Source organism: Flavobacterium ardleyense (assembly GCF_042686085.1).
GTDB classification, from domain to species: Bacteria; Bacteroidota; Bacteroidia; order Flavobacteriales; family Flavobacteriaceae; genus Flavobacterium; species Flavobacterium ardleyense.
The window spans coordinates 26,010-42,670 of the sequence record NZ_JBHUOL010000001.1 but is presented as its reverse complement, the minus strand read 5'-3'; the positions used below and the strand labels follow the sequence as shown (position 1 = coordinate 42,670).

At 30.8% G+C, this 16,661-nt stretch carries 15 protein-coding genes; all 15 read left to right on the top strand.

Annotation, left to right across the window (positions count from 1 at the left end):
- Positions 1 to 16 precede the first annotated feature (16 nt).
- The 15 genes from ACFSX9_RS00215 (at position 17) to ACFSX9_RS00145 (ending at position 16,627) form a co-directional block, all read left to right on the top strand.
- Positions 17 to 4,987, top strand: coding sequence for a translocation/assembly module TamB domain-containing protein (locus tag ACFSX9_RS00215; RefSeq protein ID WP_379802914.1), 4,971 nt, complete (start codon positions 17 to 19; stop codon positions 4,985 to 4,987).
- A gap of 1 nt (position 4,988) precedes the next feature.
- Entirely contained in the window at positions 4,989 to 7,259 is a 2,271-nt protein-coding gene (gene tamL / locus ACFSX9_RS00210; protein ID WP_379802912.1) for a translocation and assembly module lipoprotein TamL, read from the top strand.
- Between the two features lie 133 nt (positions 7,260 to 7,392).
- Positions 7,393 to 8,196 (top strand): MlaE family ABC transporter permease, encoded by an 804-nt coding sequence (locus ACFSX9_RS00205; RefSeq protein ID WP_379802909.1) that lies wholly within the window; start codon positions 7,393 to 7,395, stop codon positions 8,194 to 8,196.
- The gene (locus ACFSX9_RS00200; RefSeq protein WP_379802907.1) at positions 8,193 to 8,936 is read left to right on the top strand and encodes an ABC transporter ATP-binding protein; all 744 of its coding nucleotides are present in this window, start codon (positions 8,193 to 8,195) and stop codon (positions 8,934 to 8,936) included. Before ACFSX9_RS00205 ends, ACFSX9_RS00200 begins: the two co-directional genes overlap by 4 nt.
- 6 nt (positions 8,937 to 8,942) lie before the next feature.
- Complete coding sequence (locus ACFSX9_RS00195) at positions 8,943 to 9,689, top strand: MlaD family protein (RefSeq protein ID WP_379802905.1); 747 nt, start codon at positions 8,943 to 8,945, stop codon at positions 9,687 to 9,689.
- Between the two features lie 87 nt (positions 9,690 to 9,776).
- The gene (locus ACFSX9_RS00190; protein WP_379802902.1) at positions 9,777 to 10,337 is read left to right on the top strand and encodes a helix-turn-helix domain-containing protein; all 561 of its coding nucleotides are present in this window, start codon (positions 9,777 to 9,779) and stop codon (positions 10,335 to 10,337) included.
- Positions 10,338 to 10,351: 14 nt separating this feature from the next.
- The gene (locus ACFSX9_RS00185) at positions 10,352 to 10,798 is read left to right on the top strand and encodes a response regulator (protein ID WP_379802900.1); all 447 of its coding nucleotides are present in this window, start codon (positions 10,352 to 10,354) and stop codon (positions 10,796 to 10,798) included.
- A gap of 134 nt (positions 10,799 to 10,932) precedes the next feature.
- Complete coding sequence (locus ACFSX9_RS00180) at positions 10,933 to 12,990, top strand: PAS domain-containing protein (RefSeq protein WP_379802898.1); 2,058 nt, start codon at positions 10,933 to 10,935, stop codon at positions 12,988 to 12,990.
- Between the two features lie 12 nt (positions 12,991 to 13,002).
- Positions 13,003 to 13,959 carry a YihY/virulence factor BrkB family protein gene (locus ACFSX9_RS00175; protein ID WP_379802896.1) on the top strand — a complete coding sequence of 319 codons (957 nt, stop codon included), beginning with the start codon at positions 13,003 to 13,005 and terminating at the stop codon, positions 13,957 to 13,959.
- Positions 13,960 to 14,230: 271 nt separating this feature from the next.
- Positions 14,231 to 14,386 (top strand): lmo0937 family membrane protein, encoded by a 156-nt coding sequence (locus ACFSX9_RS00170; RefSeq protein WP_379802894.1) that lies wholly within the window; start codon positions 14,231 to 14,233, stop codon positions 14,384 to 14,386.
- Positions 14,387 to 14,426: 40 nt separating this feature from the next.
- Complete coding sequence (locus ACFSX9_RS00165; RefSeq protein ID WP_379802891.1) at positions 14,427 to 14,696, top strand: YtxH domain-containing protein; 270 nt, start codon at positions 14,427 to 14,429, stop codon at positions 14,694 to 14,696.
- A 16-nt stretch (positions 14,697 to 14,712) separates the two neighbouring features.
- On the top strand, positions 14,713 to 15,084 hold the full coding sequence (locus ACFSX9_RS00160; RefSeq protein WP_379802888.1) for a phage holin family protein: 372 nt from the start codon (positions 14,713 to 14,715) through the stop codon (positions 15,082 to 15,084).
- A gap of 5 nt (positions 15,085 to 15,089) precedes the next feature.
- Positions 15,090 to 15,437, top strand: a complete 348-nt coding sequence (locus ACFSX9_RS00155; protein WP_379802885.1) for a hypothetical protein — start codon at positions 15,090 to 15,092, stop codon at positions 15,435 to 15,437.
- A complete protein-coding gene (locus tag ACFSX9_RS00150; protein ID WP_379802882.1) occupies positions 15,421 to 15,951 on the top strand; it encodes a hypothetical protein in 531 nt (176 codons plus the stop codon). Before ACFSX9_RS00155 ends, ACFSX9_RS00150 begins: the two co-directional genes overlap by 17 nt.
- A gap of 13 nt (positions 15,952 to 15,964) precedes the next feature.
- Entirely contained in the window at positions 15,965 to 16,627 is a 663-nt protein-coding gene (locus ACFSX9_RS00145) for a hypothetical protein (RefSeq protein WP_379802879.1), read from the top strand.
- Positions 16,628 to 16,661 lie beyond the last annotated feature (34 nt).

Sequence of the window (16,661 nt, the reverse complement as noted above, 5' to 3'; positions counted from 1 at the left end):
TTATAGTAAAGGCTATATGCAAAAGGAAAAAATAAAAAAAGTAGCACGCAAAACAATAAAAATTCTATTGTGGATCATCGGTTCCATAATAGGATTATTTTTATTATTGGTAATTGCGTTACAAATCCCAGTGGTTCAAAACTTTGCAAAAGACAAAGCTATTTCTTTTCTTCAAACTAAAATCGATACCAAGGTTTCCGTAGGAAGAATCGAAATTGGTTTGCCAAAAAACATCATACTAGAAGAAGTTTATTTCGAGGATCAGCAAAAAGACACTTTACTTTATGGAAATAAGATCGTTGCTAACATCAGTTTATTCAAACTATTGAGTAATGAATTAGAAATAAACTCCGTAAACCTTAACGGAATTACTGCAAACGTAACCAAAACAAAAGAAGGAATTTTCAATTTTGATTATATTCTTGATGCTTTTGCATCTAAGGAACCACCGAAAAAAGATCAAAAACCGATGAAAATTTCAGTATCTAAAATTGTTCTTGATGATATAAATGTAGTTTTTAATGATGCCGTTTCTAAGAATGATTTCTCTGTGAAATTGAAACATTTTGATACTAAAGTAAAGAAATTCGATTTAGATAATTTAGCATTTGATGTACCAAAAATTAAGATAGACGGTTTAAAATTGCAATTAAACCAAGGATTAGCTGAAGCTACTACTAAATCAACCAAAGCGATTAAGGAAGAAGTGAATAACAGAGCTTTTAGCATTATCAACGAACACACAGCACTTACTGACATTGATGTTACTTACAAACAAGAAAACTCTAAATTTGATACAAGAATTAAATTAAAAGAATTAAAAGTTGATTTTAAGGAAATAGATTTAATGCATCAGAAAATTAAAATCAAAAAATTATACCTGAACGAAACAGAAGGAACTGTATTTCTAGGAAAAAACGAACAACAAAATATTTCCAATCAAAAAGAAGAAAAATCTGGTAATAGTTCGTGGGAAATTGAAGCAGAAAGCGTAAAATTAACTAAAATAGATTTTAAGTTCGATGACGATAGTAGAAAGAAATCATTGAAAGGTATCGATTATTCACATTTAGATTTAACCGATTTTAATCTTGATGCAAATAATATAAAATACTCCTCAACTTTAAGTTCTGGAAAGCTAAATTCATTCTCGGTCAATGACAAAAGTGGTTTAATTGTCGAAGATTTAAAAACTGATTTTTATTACTCTTCAAGTGTTGCCTATTTAAAAAACTTATACTTTAAAACGCCTAAAACCGAAATCAAAGACGAATTGGTTGCAAATTACACCAATATCAAAACATTAGGTAAGGATCTAGACCAATTGAGTGTAAAGGCTTCGCTAGAAAATAGTGAAATTGCAGTTAGCGATATTTTGATTTTTGTACCGGAACTCGAAAACACAAAACCATTCAGTTCAAATAAAAATGCGATACTTAAAATTGATGGGTTGGTTTATGGAAAACTAAACAATTTAAATATTCCTAATTTAGAAGTGAGTGGAATAGGATCTACTTATGCTTCTATTTCTGGAACTATAAAAGGTTTACCCAAAGCTAAAGATGCTTATTACGATATCACTATTAAAAACATCAGAACAACTTCAAACGATATTTACAGTTTGGTGCCAAACGGAACAATTCCGGAAACCATTCAATTGCCAAAACAAATTGCTACTAAAGGAACCTTCAAGGGTAAAATTTCTGATTTCGATGTAAATCTTTTGGTGAATAGTTCAATGGGAAATGCTAAAGTAGAAGGTAATTTTGATCAAACTATTAAAGACAGTGAGAAATATAATGCAAAAGCGTGGTTAGACGAATTTGATTTAGGCGCACTTTTAAAGAATGAAAGTCTAGGGAAGTTTTCAGTTCAAGCCGATGTAAAAGGTTATGGATTAAATCCTAAAACTGCAAATGCGACGATAAATTCAACTATTACAAAAGCGGAATTTAATAAATATGCTTACCAAGACATTACAATAAACGGAAAGTTACAAAACGGTCTTTACGATGCAAAAATCGATTCTAATGACGAAAATTTAAAATTTAATTTAGTCTCGAATGGTGGATTTCAAGGCAAATATCCATCATTAAAATTGCGCTTAAATTTAGATATTGCCGATTTACGAAAATTAAATCTTCATGCCGGTTACCTTAAAATAAAAGGTGATGTTGATGCCGATTTTGATCAATTAGACTTTGATAATTTAAATGGAAAACTAAGTATTACTAACACTTTAGTAGCACTAGAAACGGAGCAATTCCCATTAGATAGTTTAAATTTAATCGCGGTTAATACGCCTGAAAAAAATAGCATCAAATTAAGTTCGCAATTTGTGAATGTAAATTTAGATGGGAAATTCAAATTGTCACAAGTGCAAAATGCTCTGATGAATTCAATTTCAAATTATTACGATTTGAATGCTAAAAAAACAGCAGTAACGGAACCGCAACAGTTGAATTTCAAAATTCAGTTGAAAGACGAGCCGTTAGTAATGAAAATCATTCCAGGATTAAAAAATATGTCGGCCATTTTGGTTGAAGGAAAATACAATTCGGAAAATGATACAATTCAAGTTAATGCGTCTATTCCAAAATTAGATTACAATGGAAACGTCATTACTAATGCTTCACTAAAAATCAACAAAGAAGAAAATGCGTTGGTTTATAATTTTATTGTTGATGATTTAAAAAATGCTTCACTTCAATTGCCTTACACAAATATTTCGGGAAAAGTGGAAGACAATACTATAGATTATGTGCTGCAACTGAAAGACATAAAAGATGTGGAACGCTATTTATTATCGGGAACACTTAAAAATGTAGACGGCAATTCTGAAGTTGCTTTCATCAATGACAAGCTGAAATTGAACTATGAAAATTGGAACATAGATGACAACAATATCATCAAGATTGGTAAAAATGGAGTTTATATTAATGATTTCATCTTAACAAATAACGCAAATCAATTTTCTGTTAAATCGGAGAGTGAAAAACCAAATGCGCCAATTGACGTTGATTTTAAAGATTTTGATTTAAAAACACTTACTAATATTGTTGAAAGTGATTTTGAGTTTGGTGGAAAAATTAATGGAACAACTCAAATTACAAACCTGAACTCCTCTCCTATTTTTATTGCAGATTTAGACATTGAAAATTTTGCAGTTAAAAATGATACGGTTGGGAATTTAAAAATAAAAATTGATAATAAGATTGCTAGTGTTTATAATGCTTCGGTAGAAATTTCAGGATTTGATAATTTGGTAAATTTAGATGGGAATTATAAAGTTGGAACAGGAACATTCGATTTAAAATTGAATATCGACCATTTTAAAATGAAAAGTATCCAAGCGTTTACTTTTGGAAATTTAAAAAATAGTACGGGTTTCATGAATGGAAAATTAGACATTACCGGAAGTACTAAACAGCCCAATGTTCTTGGTTTTCTAAAATTCAATGAAGTAGGTTTTGAAGTAAAAACCTTAAGTTCTAAATTTAAACTACTAAATGATAAAATTGATTTTACAAATCAGAAAATATTATTTACAAACTTTAAACTTCAAGATGAAAACAATAACAACTTAGTATTAGACGGTAGCGTTAACAGTGCTGATTTCACAAATTTAGGTCTTGATTTATCGTTGATTGCGAATAACTTCAATCCTATAAATTCTACAGAAAAAGACAATGATTTGTTTTATGGCGAATTGTATTTAGATAATGATATTCGTATCAAAGGAACATTGAACAGTCCTATAATTGACGGTTCAATCAAAATTAATAAAGATACTAAATTCTCAGTTGTTCTACCTCAAACTAAACCTTCCATCGCAGATCGAGAAGGCGTTGTAGAGTTTATTGACCAAGATCAGCCAATATTATATGACCAATCAAAAGATACGGAGAAATTTAACCAAAGTGCCGTTACAGGAATTGAAGCTTCGGTAAATATTGAAGTAGATAAAGATGCTGAGATTTCAATTGTAATTGATAAAGCAAATGGTGATTTCTTGAAATTAAAAGGAGAAGCGGAATTGACAGGTGGGATTGATGCTTCGGGAAAAACTTCTTTGACTGGTAAATATGAATTCACAGAAGGATCATACGAAATGAACTTCAATATGATCAAACGAAAATTCGACATTAAACCTGGAAGTTATATTCTGTGGAAAGGTGAACCTACTTCAGCAGATGTTCATGTTGTTGCAATTTATAAAGCAGATGTTGCACCAATTGATTTGGTTGCAGATCAGCTTGGAGCTGTTACGCCCGAAGTTAGAAATACTTACAAACAAAAAATTCCCTTTGAAACCGAACTGAAAATGGACGGTGAATTGTTGAAGCCAAAAATTACGTTTGATATTATTTTACCGGAAGGAAACAATAGCGTTTCGGCAGAAGTCATCAATACAACGAAAGCTAAATTAAATCAAATTAGACTTCAAGAAGACGCACTAAACAAACAAGTTTTTGCTCTCTTATTACTAGGTCGCTTTATAGGTGAAAATCCTTTTGAAAGTGAAGTGGGAGGATTTAGTGCTTCTTCATTAGCAAGACAAAGTGCTAGTAAAATATTATCACAACAACTAAATAATTTAGCAGGCGATCTAATTAGTGGCGTTGAATTAGATTTCGATTTACAAGCTACTGAAGATTACACTTCTGGAACTAAAGAGAATAGAACAGATTTAAAAGTTGGTTTGTCTAAAAAATTACTAAACGACCGTTTAAAAGTTACAATCGGAAGTAATATTGGACTAGAAGGAACACCAAGAGAGAACGAAGAAACAAGCAAAATTGCAGGTGATCTTTCTGCTGATTATATGCTATCTAAAGACGGACGCTATAAATTAAGAGCCTATCGTAAAAATAATTATCAAGTTGCGTTGCAGGGTCAAGTAATTGAAACTGGAGTGGCTTTTATAATTACCATGGATTATGATGTTTTTAGCGAACTTTTTCACAGAACTAAAAAAAATAAGTAAGATGAAATACTATAAACTTCTTATACTATTAATTATACTAGCTACAATTTCTTCTTGTACAGGTTTAAAAGCTGTGCCAGAAGGCGATTATTTATACACAGGTGCGAAAGTCAAGATTGAAGATAAAGACATTTCAAAACGAGAAAGAAATGATGTAAAAGACCAGATAAAAGAGTTGTTAATTCCAAAGCCTAACAAATCAATTTTAGGATTACGTCCGGCATTATTTTTCTATAATTTAGCCGGTGATGTCAAAAAAGAGAAAGGATTTAGATATTGGCTGAAATACAAATTAGGACAAGAACCTGTGCTTTTTAGTAAAGTGGATATGGACTATAATTCTGATATTACCCAAAATTATGTGGAGAATATCGGTTATTTTAATGCCACAACTGTTGCTGATTCTTCTAGTCATGGAAGAACAGCTAAAGCGAAGTATAATGTAACGCTAAGAAAACAGTATATTATTAAATCAATAACATTACCCGCTGATTCCACTGTGCTTTCTAACGAAATTAATAAGTCAATGCGAAGAACTTTATTAAAAGTTGGGAAACCTTATAATCTGCAAAACATTAAAGACGAAAGATCTAGAATTGATGTCCGATTGAAAGAAAAAGGGTTTTTCTATTTCGATGAAAACTATTTACTTTTTCAAGTCGATTCAACCGTTGCTAATCACGAAGTGGATTTAATCTTGAAAATAAAAAATGAAATTCCGGCTGTAGCCCAAAAGCAATATCGCATTAATGATATTATTATCTATTCAAATTTCACGCTAAACGATACCGTTAGTAAGAATAGAGATTCTGCTTTCGTGTATAATGATTTTAAGATTTATGATCGAGAAAAAATGTTCAAACCGAAGATTTATGACCGCACATTATACTTTCACAAAGACGATTTATACAACAGAACTAATCATAATTTATCTTTAAATCGATTAGTTACTTTAGGCACTTTCAAGTTTGTGAAAAATCAGTTCACCGTTGTTGAAGGTAAAGACGGTTATTTAGATGCAACTTATTATTTGACGCCGTTACCAAGAAAATCAATTCGATTTGAAGTTTTAGCTAAAACCAATTCAGCCAATTACAATGGTACCGAAATAAATACAAATTGGAGTAATAGAAATGCTTTTAGAGGTGCCGAATTACTTACTTTAGGAACATTTGTGGGTATCGAAACACAGTTTTCTGGTCAAAATAAAGGTTTTAATGTCTATCGTTTTGGTGGAGAAGCCACATTAATTTGGCCAAGATTTATAGTTCCATTTAAATTAAGATCAGCCAGTGGATTTGTACCTAGAACAAAGTTAAACCTGTTCTATGAAAATCAAGTCCGAACAAAATTGTATCATTTAAATACGTTTAAAGGTTCGTTTGGTTACCTCTGGAAAGAGAGCGAACGCAAAGAACACGAATTAAAATTAACTGAGATTACTTATGTAAATTCTACCAGTGTTTCAAACTTGTATAAAGATGAAATTATAGAAAATCCATCATTAGGAAAGGTAATTGAGGAACAGCTTATTTTTGGTCCTTCTTATTCGTACACTTTTACTAACACCATGCAAAAAAGAAAAAAACACACTTTCTATTTTAAAGGAAGTTTAGATTTTTCCGGTAATCTTGCTGGTTTAGTTATGGGAGCAACATCTAGTGTTGATCCAAAAGAAATTGCAGGAGTTGCTTTCAGTCAATTTACTAAAGCTGAAGCTGATTTTAGACATTACTTGAATTTAGGAGGCGAATTGCAAGTAGCAAGTAGAGCAATTGTTGGCGTGGGTTATGCTTATGGTAACTCCAGAGAATTGCCTTATATTAAACAGTTTTTTATTGGTGGAACAAATAGTGTCAGGGCTTTTAGAGCGCGATCAATTGGACCTGGTGTATTTGATGAAAGTGCCCTAAATAACACTTTTTTACCTGATCAATCAGGTGACATTAAAGTAGAATTCAACACTGAACTTAGAGGTAAAATCTATAACTTCATCAAAGGAGCAGTTTTTGTAGATGCCGGAAATATTTGGCTTTTAAATGAAGATTCAAATAAACCTGGTGGACAAATTAGCAGTAAATTCTTAGAGCAGCTAGCTATAGGTACAGGTGTTGGTTTACGATTTGACTTTTCGTTTTTAGTTTTAAGAACTGATTTGGCTTTCCCATTAAAGTATCCTACTTCTGCTGAATTTAATAACATAGATCCTTTAGATAAAAGATGGCGTAAAGATAATTTGATGTTTAATTTAGCCATTGGTTACCCATTCTAATGGCTAAATGCTACTGTTGAAAACTATTGACAAGCTCCACATCTTGTAATTATGTAAAGAATTCAAGGAATTCCATAAATTAAAAAAGTCAATTCTTTCATAGCTTTGTAGAAGAATTCTATAACAGCTTATTATGAAAAAAAACGACTCGATTCCGTATCCCTTATATGTCTTTGAGAATTTTAAAAAGAAGTTTACGGACTTTCTTATTAAAATAGCTGACGTATTATCGTTTTTACAGCTTATTGTTAAAAATACGTTTGGTAAAAACTTCGAATGGCAGGAATTTTCTAAACAATGCTATGTCATTGGAAACAAATCTGTAGGATTAATTTCTATCACAGGAATTATCATCGGGTTAGTTTTAACGATACAATCTAGACCCCCTTTAGTAGATTTTGGTGCTGTTGCAATGCTTCCAGGAATGGTAGCCGTTTCTTTAATTAGAGAAATGGGCCCTGTTATCACAGCATTAATTTGCGCCGGAAAAATTGGTTCAAGCATGGGTGCCGAATTAGGTTCTATGCGCGTTACCGAACAAATCGACGCAATGGAAGTTTCCAATGCAAATCCTGTAAAATATTTAGTAGTTCCAAGAGTTTTAGCAGCTATCATTATGATTCCACTTTTAACTTTATATGCTGATGTTATTGGTATATTCGGAAGTTGGATAGGTGTGAATATCAAAGACGATGTAAGTTTAACACTTTTTGTAAACCAAGCATTCGCTTCGGTTGAATTCATTGATATAATTCCGGCTGTCATCAAATCTTTTTTCTTTGGTGCTGTAATTGGAATTGTGGGATGTTATAAAGGATATAACGCAGAAAGAGGAACAGAAAGTGTAGGTGTTGCAGCAAACTCTGCTGTAGTAACAGGTTCACTATTAGTAATTATCGTTGACTTAGTAGCGGTTCAAATAACTGATTTATTATGATAAATAACGACAAAAAAGTATTAATAGACATTCAAGATGTAACCAAGAGTTTTGGAGATAATGCAGTTCTTAAAGGTGTTACTTTGCAACTTTTCGAAAATGAAAACTTAGTAGTTCTAGGAAAATCTGGGAGCGGAAAGTCAGTCCTAATTAAATGTATCGTTAACTTATTAGAAGTCGATTCAGGTGTAATTAAAGTAGTTGATTTAGAAGTTAACAAAGACAATGAAGAAGACTTATTAGCTATAAGAGAAAAAATAGGTTTTTTATTCCAAGGCGCTGCTTTATATGATTCGATGACTGTTAGAGAGAATCTTACTTTTCCTTTAACCCGAAGCAAAAAGAAAACTACTGTTGACAACATTGAAGCAAAGATAATCGAAGCTTTAGAAAACGTGAGTCTACCAGATTCAATTGATAAAATGCCATCAGAACTTTCTGGTGGAATGAAGAAAAGAATTGGTTTAGCAAGAACATTAATCACCAATCCTAAAATTTTATTATATGATGAACCTACTACAGGATTAGATCCAGTGACATCAGATGAAATAAGTCATTTAATAAATACAACTAAAGAAAAATACAAAACTTCATCAATCATTATTTCCCACGATATTAAATGTGTGAAAGCAGTGGCAGACAGAATTATCATGTTGAAGGATGGAGCGGTTTACAAAGAAGGAACATTAAAAGAATTTGAGGAAGATCAAGACGAATATATAAAATCATTTTTTAAATAAAATATCATGGAAAACACTAACACAAATTATAAGAAAAAATTAGGATTATTTGTATTCATCGGACTATTATTCTTCTTTGGAATCATATTCTTAATTGGAAGGCAACAAAATTTATTTTCTTCCGAAATAAAATTAACAACTACTTTTAAAAATGCGAGTGGACTAAAAGTTGGAAACGCTGTCCGTTTTTCAGGAATTAATATTGGAACGGTTAAGGAAATTGAAATCATCAACGATTCTACTGTAAAAGTTGATATGAGTATTAAAGATGATACTAAAAAATTTATTAAAACTAACAGTAAAGCTTCTATTAGTTCCGAAGGTGTAATTGGAGATAAAATTTTAGTAATTTCACAAGGAAGTTCTAATTTAAAATCTGTGAAAGATGGTCAAAAAATAGGCTCTTTTGAACCTGTAGAATTTAGCGATGTGCTTGCCAGTGTTAAAGTTACTGCTGAAAACGCCGAACTGATTACAGATGAACTAGCTACTTTGTTAATTGAAATTAATGAAGGAGAAGGAACTTTAGGACGCTTAATAAATGATGAAAGTATGGCAAATAATTTAGATGCTACTATGGAAAATTTAAGAAAAAGTTCTAAAGGATTAAATGAAAACATGGAAGCCGCCAAACATAATTTCTTATTGCGTGGTTACTTTAAAAAGAAAGAAAAAGCAAAGGAAAAAGCAGCAAAAGAAGCGCAGAAATTAGCCGAAAAAGAAGCAGAAGAAAAAAAATCTAAAAGCAAATAAATCTACATTATATTTTCAATTTATTTTTTAGTAATTTAGTTGCCGATAAGGCGTACTACGCATTTAATTTACAAGTAAATCTCCTATATGAAAGCATTCATTAAATTTGATATAAATGTATTAACTAAAAAATTGATTGAAAATTTGCTAACTCCGTTTGATATTAAGTTTAGAATCATTGGATTTGGTGAAATTGAATTTTTAGAAAAAGTGTCTCAAGCAAAAATTGATGAAATTACCATTGTTTTGAATGAATATGGTATTGAAATCATTGAGAATCAGAAGAGCATACTAGTTCAGAAGATAAAAGATACTATTGTAGAAATGGTAAATACAGAAGACCCATTGAATGTAAAGAGTTCCGTTTATTTGGCAGAACGCTTAGATCACAGTTACGGTTATTTATCAAATCTTTTTTCAGAAGTAACTTATACTTCTATTGAAAATTACATTATTATCCAAAAAATAGAACTAGCTAAAAATTTGATTATTAACAATCAAATGACTTTAACTGAAATTGCCTATAAATTAAACTATTCAAGTGTAGCGCATTTGAGTACGCAATTTAAAAACATTACGGGCATTACGCCTTCGGCATTTCAGAGAATATTAAAAAAACGTAGAGAAATAGCGATTAAGAACCTTTAAAAAAAAATGAATTTATGGAGAAAGAATTTATTATTATAACACTTGCTGATGACGATGAAGATGATCGTCTTTTTTTTAAAGATGCTTTTGAAGAATTGAAAATCAACACCAGCGTTTCTACATGTAATGACGGAGTAGAGCTAATGGAATACCTTAAAGATCCGGAAACAATTTTACCAAACATATTGTTTCTCGATTTAAATATGCCACGTAAAAACGGTTTTGAATGTTTGTTAGAAATTAAACAAAACGAAAAATTCAACGATATTGCTATTGCAATTTACTCTACGTCTTCGAGCGAAGATGATATTGAAAATACTTTTGTGCACGGCGCAAACATTTATATTAAAAAACCAAGCGACTTTAACACCTTGAAAAAAGTGCTATCTGAAGTAGTTACGTTGAATTGGCAATACCATACTTCGGGCTTAAACAAAGATAATTTTTTACTACGCTTATGATTAAATTACTGAATACTTTTCAATCACGTTCGTTTTTAAATATAGCTTTTGTAATTTCATTAGCCTCTATATTTTTCACGGCTTCTATAACATACAAACATATTGTTGACCTTAATCAATCAACAAAGTTAGTAATGAAGTCCTATGAAGTAAAGTTAGAGCTTGAAAAACTAATGTCAGTATTAAAAGATGCGGAAACAGGATATAGTGGCTACCTATTATATAATGACGAATCGTATTTAGAAACTTTTAATGATTCTAGAGCATCTGTTGACAAATCTTTCTCAAAAATTAAAGATCTTACTTTAGACAATGCAACCCAGCAAAGAAATCTAATTGAATTAAATAAATTAATTGCACTTAGGTATTTCTATTTGGATGTCTATAAGGTGAAAAAGAACAGAACTGAAAAGTATTTTGTACAAAACAGTAAAAAGTCTATGGAAGACATTCGGAAAAAAGCTTCTGAAATGTCTAAATTAGAAGACTATTTACTTGAAAAAAGAGAACAATATTTTAATGACACTTCTTATTACACACCTTTTTACGCGTTATTAATTGTAATAATTACTCTATTTCTAATTGTCTTAGCGTACATAAAAATTACTAAAGACTTAAACAATTTAAAAAAATCAAACAATAGATTATTAGTAATTAATGAATCGCAAAAATTAGCTGAAATAATAAGCAAATTCGGAAGCTGGCAATTAAACTTTGATAAAAATGTTTATACCTTTTCAGATAATTTATATATTCTACTAGGCTATGAACCACAGGAATTTGAAGCAAATTTGGAAGGGTATTTAAAAAACATACATCCAGATGACTTGGCACTTGTAAAAAGTAAGACGGAGCATATTCTAGAGAAAAGAGAATTACCAAATTACACATACAGGATTATCAAGAAAAACGGTGAAATTCGCTATTTTCAAGCTACAGGAATTTCAATTAAAAATAATTTTGGCGAAGATGTACTTGTAGGAACTACGCAAGACGTAACTGAACAGCAAGAATATAACGAGAGAATTCAAAGGTCTAATGAAGATCTAATCGAATACAATCAAAAACTAACTATCTACGACGAATCTAGTAGACAAGCTGAAATATTGGGAAAATATGGTAGCTGGACATTTAATTTCGATACGCAAAAGTTTAGTTTTTCAGACAATAAATTCAGACTATTAGGTTTCAAGCCTCAATCTTTTGAGCCTACTTTTGAGAAGAAATTAGAATTCGTACATCCAGACGACAGACATATTGTTGCTGACGGAAATGAGCGAATTATGAACGAAGAAGAATTGCCAGCTATGACTTTCCGAATTGTAAAAACGGATGGAGAAGTTAGACATTTTAGAACTACTGCAAAAATTTATATCGATTCTTTAGGGTCGAAAAACATGATTGGTACAACACAAGACATTACTGATGATGTAATGAACAACCATATTTTAAATCAAAAGAATATGGAATTAGAACGTTCTAATAAAGAATTAATTGAATTCAATTACGCTGCCAGTCACGATTTACAAGAACCTTTGCGAAAAATTCAAACGTTTATTTCAAGAGTAAATGATTCAGAGAAAGATAATTTAAGTGAAAAAGGTAAAGAATATTTAGCACGAATTATAAAGGCTTCTACAAGAATGCGCATTCTGATTGACGATCTATTGCAATATTCTAGAACGAACAAATCAGATGCTATATTTGAAGACATTGATTTAAATGAGACTTTACAAGATGTAACATCTGATCTATCTGAAATCATCGTAGAAAATAATACAATAATTAATACACCAGTTTTACCACATATAAAAGGTATTCCTTATCAAGTGAATCAATTATTTGTGAATGTCATTGGAAATTCGATAAAGTATAGAAAGGCAAATGAAGATCCTATTATTACAATTACTTATGAAAAAGTAAAGACAAAAGACGATAATATTCCAGACGAGGCACACAGCGAGTTCCATAAAATAGTCTTTAAGGATAATGGAATAGGATTTGAAGCTGCATATGCAGAGCGAATTTTCTTATTATTCAACCGACTTCATGCTAAATCAGAATATCCGGGAACAGGTGTAGGATTAGCTATTTGCAAAAAAATAATAAGCAATCACAATGGGTACATTAAAGCCATTGGAAGACCTAACGAAGGAGCAAGTGTGATCATCTATATTCCAGTGCTTCTATAAAACATACCATAAATGAGCAAATTTAGAACTTACTTCAAATCCTTTATAACTGTACTAAAAAATACTGTAGGAGGATTTGCAGAATTTAAAATTCTAAAAATAAGTGCTTCTTTAGCTTACATTACCGTGTTTTCTCTTGCACCATTATTACTAGTAGTTTTATTCATATTTGATGTTTTCTGGGGAAAAGAAATGATTGAAGATATGATTTTCAATAACGCTAAGGATTATGTAGGCGCATCAACAGCAAGTCAGTTGCGAGAAATGATTCAGAATCTAACGATGGCAAATAACACAACACTGTCTGCTGCAATCGGAATTGGTTCATTAGTTTTTGGAGCTACCTCGCTCTTTGCAGAAATTCAAGATTCTATAAATACAATTTGGGGCGTTCGTCCTAAAAAGCATTCCGGACTTTGGTTGTTTATAAAAAATAGATTATTGTCTTTTGGTGTTATTGGTAGTTTAGGTTTCATCATGTTAGTTGCCTTAGGTTTCTCCACATTATTAGATTCTTTACAAAGCTATTTAACGGAACGCTATTCTGATAATATTGTTTATGTATTATATGGTGTGAATATATTAGTTACAATGGTTATTACCTCACTCCTATTTGCCGCTATTTTTGTAATTCTACCAGATGCGAAAATTAAATGGCGCCAGGTGCGATTAGCCTCCATAACCACAACATTACTTTTCTTAATAGGTAAATTTGGGATATCTTTTTATATTACCAGTTCAAACATCAATACAATTTATGGTGCAGCTGGTTCTATTGTAATCTTAATGCTTTGGGTTTATTACTCCTCTGTTATTCTATATTTAGGAGCAACATTTGCAAAATTCTATGCTATTGAATTCTCCACTCCTATTCAGGCGGCTGAATATGCGGAAATAGTCCAAAAAGTGGAAGTCGCTTCAGATTCTAAAACGCTTCAGGAAGAAGAACAGAAAAAACCAACCGAATAATATTTACCTTATATAATCAATGATAAACATCCCTTTCGTAGCGGATGTTTTTTTTTGCTTAAAATTCTATAACATTTGCCTAAAATGATATAAAAGGTTTGTACGCAAATCTTCTCAACTTTGTAATGTTCAAAAGAAAGAAAGTTAAATCTTATTAAAGTGAAATTATATAAGAAGATTGAAAAATCATATAACACAACAACAACGACTTTTATTGAACTTTGTAATATCAAAATAGAAAAGAAAACACTAACCTTTAAAAACAAAAATCATGGGAAATTTATTATACACAGTAGCAATCGTTTTAGTCATACTTTGGGCATTAGGATTTTTCGTTTACAGCGTCGGAAGTATTATACATATATTATTAGTTATTGCAGTAGTAGCAATTCTTTTAAGAGTAATTAGAGGTAATAAAGTACTTTAAAAAATAAAAATAAATACAAATCAATTAAAAAATAGAAATTATGAAATCAAGTAACGTATTATTAGGAGTAGTTGGTGGTTTAGCCGCAGGAGCAGTATTAGGAGTTTTATTTGCACCGGATAAAGGTGAAAACACAAGAAAAAAAATAGCTCAAAAAAGTAGTGATTTAAAAGACAACTTAACAGACAGCTTTAGTGATTTTGTCTCTAATGTTGAAGATAAATACAAAGATTTAGCTTCTAAAGCATCTAGCTTAATGGAAGATGGATCAGAGAATTTAGAAAAAATCAATAAAAAATTGAACGTATAATTAAATTTTTAGGATCATGGAAAACATTGCAACAAATATTGAAAGACTTTATGAAAAAGCCGAAAACTATACTAAGACTTCTTTAGAATTAGTAAAACTTAAAGCTATTGATAAAATGTCTGAAATTATATCATCATTAGCCGTAGTAATTTCTATAGCTTGTATAATAGCAATGTTTTCTTTGTTCTTAAATATTGCCGTTGCCTTATGGATTGGAAATAAGCTCAACGATTATGCAGCAGGATTTTTAATCGTCTCTGGGTTTTACTTAGTCGCAGGAATTGTGGTCTACATGTTTCGCAGAGAATGGATTAAAAAACCAATTGATGATTTAATAGTTGGGAAATTATTAGAAGATAAAGAAGAAAAGATAACTAATTTAAATTAATTGCTATGAAAAAGTTTAATCAAAACGTTTTACTCGATCAAAAGATAGCAGAACTTACATCTAAAAGGGATATTGAATTACTTGAATTAAAAAATCAATATCATGTTGTAATTGAAAGCGTAAAACCAATAAATATAGTTAAGCAATCTATTTCTTCATTCTATAATAGTCCTACAAAAAAATTAAACGTCTTAGAATTAGCGACCAGTTTCGTTGGAGGTTATATCTCTAAAAAACTAGTAGTAGGCCATTCTAAAAGCATGATCACAAGAACCTTAGGAAATGTATTACAATACACCATATCTACGGTAATTAATAAATTTAACAAAAAAAAGCATGAAAACAGTATATAAAATAGTAGCGTTAGCATTATTCTTTAGCGCAATGTCAGGTTTTTCACAGGAAACTACCTCGACAAATTATGACCAAGGATTTAGATTAGGATTTGGTTTAAATGTGGGTTACCCATTACAAGATCCATATGATTTTAATTTAGGTGCAGACGCTCGTTTGCAATATGATTTGTCAAAAAGATATTCTGTAACATTAACAACAGGTTTCAGTAATTTATTTATTTCTGGAGACGATAATGATCTAGGATATATTCCACTACAAGCAGGTTTTAAAGCTTTTATCCTTAAAGACAAATTGTATTTATTAGGAGAAGCAGGTGCTGCGTTTGCAGTAACAAATGGATACAATAAAACGTCATTGTTACTTACACCAGGAATTGGTTATGCAACAGACATAATTGACATTAGTTTGCGTTATGATCACTTCAGTGACTTTCCAACTATTGAAAACGGAACACAAGACAAAGGATTAGGATTAGTGTCATTAAGAGTAGCGTACGGATTTAAACTTTAAAAAAAATAAAATTATGAAAACTTTAAAAAACTTAACATTAGCATTAGTAGCAACTGCAACATTAGTAGCATGTGATAATAGCAAAAAAGATCAAGCTCAGAAAAATGTAGACGCATTTTCAAATTATGTGGATTCAGTATCAGTTGTTTCAACTGAAAACTTAAACGCAAATTGGGAAGAAATCGAAAGAGTTTATACTGAGAAAAAATTACAAGCACAAAGTGATGTAGAAACTACGGATGATTCTGGTGTTTTAAAATCTAAATTAAATGAAGCGAATTCAAAATATACTGAATTTAAAGATAAACATTTAGCTTCTAGCCAAGAATTAGTTTTAGCTAAAAATAAAATGACTTTTAGAAATACTTTTTTCAAAGGGCAAGAAATCGGAGACGATATGAGCTTTGCATGGGTAAACAAAGATAACATTCTTTCAGTTTATGATACATTCGTAACAACTGCAATTGAAAATAAAGATAGCTATTCTCGTGAAGATTGGGATGAAATCAAAATGATGTATGAAGCATTAGACAGTAGAAAAAATACTGTTGAAAAAGAAGGTTTATCTAGCTCAGACAATTTAAAAATTGCGAGTTTAAAAGTTAAATTTGCACCAACTTATACTATCAAAAGAACAGGAGCAAAAACAGAAGAGAACGCTGAGGCGAAAAAATAAAAAATTGAATTGAATTAGTTATAAAAAAGGTCAA

Coding starts and splice junctions, on each gene's coding strand:
- ACFSX9_RS00155 (WP_379802885.1), top strand. CDS start 15,090: ATGAAAAAGTTTAATCAAAACGTTTTACTCGATCAAAAGATAGCAGAA.
- ACFSX9_RS00160 (WP_379802888.1), top strand. CDS start 14,713: ATGGAAAACATTGCAACAAATATTGAAAGACTTTATGAAAAAGCCGAA.
- ACFSX9_RS00215 (WP_379802914.1), top strand. CDS start 17: ATGCAAAAGGAAAAAATAAAAAAAGTAGCACGCAAAACAATAAAAATT.
- ACFSX9_RS00195 (WP_379802905.1), top strand. CDS start 8,943: ATGGAAAACACTAACACAAATTATAAGAAAAAATTAGGATTATTTGTA.
- ACFSX9_RS00205 (WP_379802909.1), top strand. CDS start 7,393: ATGAAAAAAAACGACTCGATTCCGTATCCCTTATATGTCTTTGAGAAT.
- ACFSX9_RS00200 (WP_379802907.1), top strand. CDS start 8,193: ATGATAAATAACGACAAAAAAGTATTAATAGACATTCAAGATGTAACC.
- ACFSX9_RS00150 (WP_379802882.1), top strand. CDS start 15,421: ATGAAAACAGTATATAAAATAGTAGCGTTAGCATTATTCTTTAGCGCA.
- ACFSX9_RS00145 (WP_379802879.1), top strand. CDS start 15,965: ATGAAAACTTTAAAAAACTTAACATTAGCATTAGTAGCAACTGCAACA.
- ACFSX9_RS00180 (WP_379802898.1), top strand. CDS start 10,933: ATGAAGTCCTATGAAGTAAAGTTAGAGCTTGAAAAACTAATGTCAGTA.
- ACFSX9_RS00175 (WP_379802896.1), top strand. CDS start 13,003: ATGAGCAAATTTAGAACTTACTTCAAATCCTTTATAACTGTACTAAAA.
- tamL (WP_379802912.1), top strand. CDS start 4,989: ATGAAATACTATAAACTTCTTATACTATTAATTATACTAGCTACAATT.
- ACFSX9_RS00170 (WP_379802894.1), top strand. CDS start 14,231: ATGGGAAATTTATTATACACAGTAGCAATCGTTTTAGTCATACTTTGG.
- ACFSX9_RS00185 (WP_379802900.1), top strand. CDS start 10,352: ATGGAGAAAGAATTTATTATTATAACACTTGCTGATGACGATGAAGAT.
- ACFSX9_RS00190 (WP_379802902.1), top strand. CDS start 9,777: ATGAAAGCATTCATTAAATTTGATATAAATGTATTAACTAAAAAATTG.
- ACFSX9_RS00165 (WP_379802891.1), top strand. CDS start 14,427: ATGAAATCAAGTAACGTATTATTAGGAGTAGTTGGTGGTTTAGCCGCA.